This is a genomic window from Gammaproteobacteria bacterium (genome assembly GCA_013003425.1).
GTDB lineage: Bacteria > Pseudomonadota > Gammaproteobacteria > Steroidobacterales > JABDKV01 > JABDJB01.
Genome location: JABDJB010000071.1, coordinates 1 through 4,199 on the forward strand (window position 1 = coordinate 1; position 4,199 = coordinate 4,199).

At 58.8% G+C, this 4,199-nt stretch carries 6 protein-coding genes; 4 read left to right on the forward strand and 2 right to left on the reverse strand.

All coding sequences use genetic code 11. The features are described from left to right. Positions 1 to 57 precede the first annotated feature (57 nt). Complete coding sequence (locus tag HKN06_10370; GenBank protein ID NNF61714.1) at positions 58 to 663, reverse strand: hypothetical protein; 606 nt, start codon at positions 661 to 663, stop codon at positions 58 to 60. 195 nt (positions 664 to 858) lie between these two features. Between HKN06_10370 and HKN06_10375 the strand changes: the two genes are divergently transcribed. Both HKN06_10375 and HKN06_10380 read left to right on the forward strand, forming a co-directional pair. After that, positions 859 to 1,668, forward strand: coding sequence for a hypothetical protein (locus tag HKN06_10375; GenBank protein NNF61715.1), 810 nt, complete (start codon positions 859 to 861; stop codon positions 1,666 to 1,668). Between the two features lies 1 nt (position 1,669). Next, entirely contained in the window at positions 1,670 to 3,151 is a 1,482-nt protein-coding gene (locus tag HKN06_10380) for a hypothetical protein (protein ID NNF61716.1), read from the forward strand. A 58-nt stretch (positions 3,152 to 3,209) separates the two neighbouring features. On the opposite strand, the gene HKN06_10385 is transcribed toward HKN06_10380, so the two are convergent. Next, positions 3,210 to 3,440, reverse strand: a complete 231-nt coding sequence (locus tag HKN06_10385) for a hypothetical protein (GenBank protein NNF61717.1) — start codon at positions 3,438 to 3,440, stop codon at positions 3,210 to 3,212. A 36-nt stretch (positions 3,441 to 3,476) separates the two neighbouring features. Here HKN06_10385 and HKN06_10390 point away from each other — a divergent pair, with 36 nt between their 5' ends. Both HKN06_10390 and HKN06_10395 read left to right on the forward strand, forming a co-directional pair. After that, entirely contained in the window at positions 3,477 to 4,073 is a 597-nt protein-coding gene (locus tag HKN06_10390; protein NNF61718.1) for a UbiX family flavin prenyltransferase, read from the forward strand. Then, positions 4,066 to 4,199: nitrilase (locus HKN06_10395; GenBank protein NNF61719.1), on the forward strand; the 134-nt coding region annotated here is incomplete at its 3' end. The genes HKN06_10390 and HKN06_10395, both read left to right, overlap by 8 nt.

A 4,199-nucleotide genomic window follows, 5' to 3' on the forward strand; every position in this document is an offset into this window, starting at 1 on the left:
GGCCAATGGCCCGGCGCTATTCTTGTTATGCAGCCCTCGTGGACTGTTTGTTATTTATCAGTAGCACCAGCCGTCGAGAAAGGCGTGTTTCTCGTCGGCAGGCATGATCTTTACGTATGTGGTCAGCAGGTCGCGCGAATGCATCTGCGGAATGCCAACCTGGATGCCGGCCTTTTCCATGTCGATATCGCAGATACCGATGGTCGGTCGGATTTCGAACCACAGTGCGCGGATGTCCAGCGCATACTCGACATATGTGCGTGAAGTTAGCGGCTGTACTGCGAGCATGCATTCGGCACGCAGCACGCCGTTGGTTTCCAGGCCAATTCGGACGTCGGCATTCATCGCGCCTTTCAGCGTGGTGAAGCCCGGGACCTTGCTGGGAACCTGCACCAGGACTTTCGCTGTGAAAGTTTCCCTCAGTACGCCGTCATCTTCGTACCAGGATTCGTGAACTATGGTGCCTTCACCATTCGCTACTTCGAGGTTGATCGGAAGCAGCGATACTCTCATCGTCTGCACATCGGTAACCGTCACCGGCACATTGCTCGGGTGCGTTACCATGAGATCGCGCGCTGCGTCCATCCCACCGCTATCCGTCGCATGAGCCAGTGATCCGAGTGCCATGACGATCAGCGTAATGATTACGCGTCTGACGTTCATGACCCCACCTCCTCAGGCCAGCTGCCGGAACCACTCCGGCCTCAATAAAAAGGTACGCCCGGCCATCTGTCCGCAGCATGACAACCTGCCCGGGCAGAAAACCGGATTGGAGTCAGTGACTTGGTGGAAAGCTCGACGAGAACCGGGGTCTGGCCAAATAGTCCGCATATGTGCTATAGTCGCACACATATGGACATGCAGGTCAATCTTCGCCATCAGGTCTTGCGCGCCAGCCAGCGGCTGCTGCGCCCCGTTGTGGCGCTGTTGCTGCGCAGTGGCATTACCTGGAAAGAGTTTTCTGATCTGTCCAAAGCGGTGTTCGTGCAGGTTGCGACCGAAAACTACGGCCGCAAGGGACGACCCACCAATGTATCAAGGGTGGCGATCCTGACCGGCCTGAGCCGGCGGGAAGTAACCCGTCAGCGGCGCCACCTCGATGCGGATGTCGACGTCGGCGGCGACGCGCAGATCAGTTATGCCGCGCGCGTGTTGTCGGCCTGGCATCAGGATCCGGATTTTCTCGATGACACCGGCGAGCCCCTGGCGTTGCCACGCGAAGGCGAGCATCCCAGCGTTGCATCACTACTCAAGCGCTATGCCGGCGACATTCCCCACGTTGCTCTTTATAAAGAGCTGCTGAGTGTCGCGGCTATTGCAACCAACGATGACGGACTGGTGGAAGCCAGGACGCGTTACTACATGCCGGCACCGCTGGATCCGAACGCTGTATTGCGAGCCGGCGGTGTGTGGCAGGACCTTGGTGAGAATATCAATTACAACCTGTTGCGCGATGCTGACCAGCCTGGTCGTTTCGAAGGTCGCGCAACGAATGCCCGGGTAAATCCCAAGGCTCTCGGTGCGTTGCGCGAATTGATCGATCAAAAAGCGCAGTCGCTACTCGAGGAAACCGATCAATGGCTATCTGACAATGAGTCTGCAGATGAGAGCGAGGGGGTCCGGGCCGGCCTGGGCATCTATCTCATCGATGATTCAAGGAGTAAATGACGTGAAAGCAGCAAGAGGTTTGCTGACCCTGGCAACAGCCATACTGGTGTCCTGCGGAGGCAGTGGCGGCGGCAGCGAAGCAACGCTGGCGCCACCTCCCGGCAATGATACGCCGCCGGCCGATAACGGCATCGATCGCGGTGGCGTTGCGCGTGGCGTGATTACCGGATTTGGCAGCATATTCGTCAACGGCGTGCGCTACGACACTTCGTCTGCCGTTTTCACTATCGATGATGCCCCGGGCAGCGAAGCTGACCTGGCCGTCGGCAAGATTGTCACGGTTGTCGGCGTGATCGACGAGGATGGCGAGAACGGCACTGCCGATGAAGTGACTTTCGACGACGAAGTGGAAGGGCCGATCGATAGCATCGATGTTGCCGGCGGTACCCTGGTCGTCCTGGGCCAGACTGTGCTGGTCAATGCGGAGACACAGTTCGATGACAGCATAGTGCCAAACGGCCTTGAAGGACTGAGCGAAGGGCAGGTCGTAGAGGTCAGTGGCTTTGTCGGTGCTGACGGCAGCATTACGGCCACACATATCGAGCTGACAGACGATACCGAGTTTGAGGTAACCGGCGTTGTGTCAGGTCTCGATACAGCTGCCATGACCTTCCTGCTCAATGATCTGGTTGTGGATTATTCCGGCGCTACGCTGGAGGAATTTCCCGACGGCCAGATTGAGGACGGCATGCGAGTCGAGGCTGAAGGCACGATGTTTGGTGCGGCTGGCGAGCTGATTGCCAGCACCGTCGAGTTCGAGGAGGACGATTTTCTGTCCGGCGACGATGACGATGATGGCGACACCGAGATAGAGATCGAAGGGCTGATTACGCGCTTTGTGTCGGCGACTGACTTCGACGTATCGGGCTTCCCGGTCACAACTGATGATTCGACAGAATATGAGAACGGCAGCGCTTCCGACCTTGCCGAAGACGTGCGGATCGAAGTGGAAGGTGTGCGCGATGAGGCCGGAGTGCTGGTCGCCGAGGAAGTGAGCTTCCGTCCTGTGGCCGAAATCGAGATCGAAGCCCCGGTGGATGCTGTCGATGCAGAGGGCGGCAGTGTAACGGTGCTCGGCATCGTGATCGGCACCACTGCGACGACGCAATTCGAGGACGACAGTGACCAGGATGCAGGGGCGTTTTCACTAAGCGACCTGAATGTTGGTGACTGGGTAAAACTGACTGCCTTTGCGGCCGCCGATGGCGGTCTGGTGGCAACACAGCTGGAGCGCGATGAGGCGGAAGACGAGATCAGGGTAGAGGCGCTGGTCGACGCAGTCGCGCAGCCGGACTTCGAGATGCTGGGTCTGACCATCCAGACTGACGACAATACTGAATTCGAAGACGCCAACGACATGCCGCTCAGCGCCGATGACTTCTTCGCCCAGGTTACATCGGGCAGCGAGGTACAGGTGGAGGGAACCGTCATTGGCGATGGCGTCATCCTGGCCAGCGAGGTCGAACTGGAGGCGGACGACTAGGGAGATGCCAGCGGACGCTGGCCTGTCGGGTCCCGTCGCCCCGGGGCCCGGCATTTTTTTATTCGCTGAACCAGTCGTCGAGGGTATCTGCTGCCAGTTCTTCCAGCGTGTGTTCGTTGAAGGCACGGTAGGCGGTCCAGTGACCGATCTTGTCCTGTAATGCCAACTCGTCCCTGCCGCCGGCTTGCTTCAGTTCGTCACCGTAACGCTCCAGCTGCGCATCGGCGTAGGCATTACAGCGACGCAGGAAGTCACTGACGATTCGCTTTTTCTCGGTGGTCGAGGGCATACTTGGTGACTCCGCTGCAGGGCTGTGGGCGCTATCTTGAAGAACAAGCGGCTGATTATCGCAATTTCCGGCGCAACTGGCGCGGCCTACGGCGTGCGCCTGCTGGAGCAGCTGGCAGGCATCGAGGAAGTCGAGACCCACCTGGTCGTATCGCGGCCGGGGATGCTCAATATTGCCAGTGAGCTGAACATCAAACGTGACGCGGTGCATGCGCTTGCGGATCAGGTGCATGACGAGCGAAATATCGGGGCGTCAATCGCCAGTGGCTCATTTGAAACCGCCGGCATGATCATCGCGCCGTGTTCGGTGAAAACGCTTGCCTGTATTGCGACCGGCGTGGCAGATAATCTGATCGCCCGCGCCGCCGACGTAATACTGAAAGAGCGCCGCCGCCTGTTGCTGCTGGTACGCGAGACGCCGCTGAACCTTGTACACCTGCGTAACATGGTTACGGTTACCGAAATGGGCGGCATCATTTTCCCGCCCGTGCCGGCACTGTACATGCAGCCGGCCACACTGGACGACATGGTCAACCAGACGGTAGGGCGGATGATGGAGTTGTTCGAACTCGATGCGTCGCATTTACTTGAACCCTGGCAGGGGATGATCCGGGACCGCTCGCGCGATGGCTAAGCACTGCCGCATAGCGGTAATTCAGCAGCCGCCGGTTTTTCTCAATCTCAACGCCAGTGTCGAGCGTGCCTGCGCACTGATTCACGAAGCGTCCGGGCAGGATGCCGATTTCATCGTGTTTCCCGA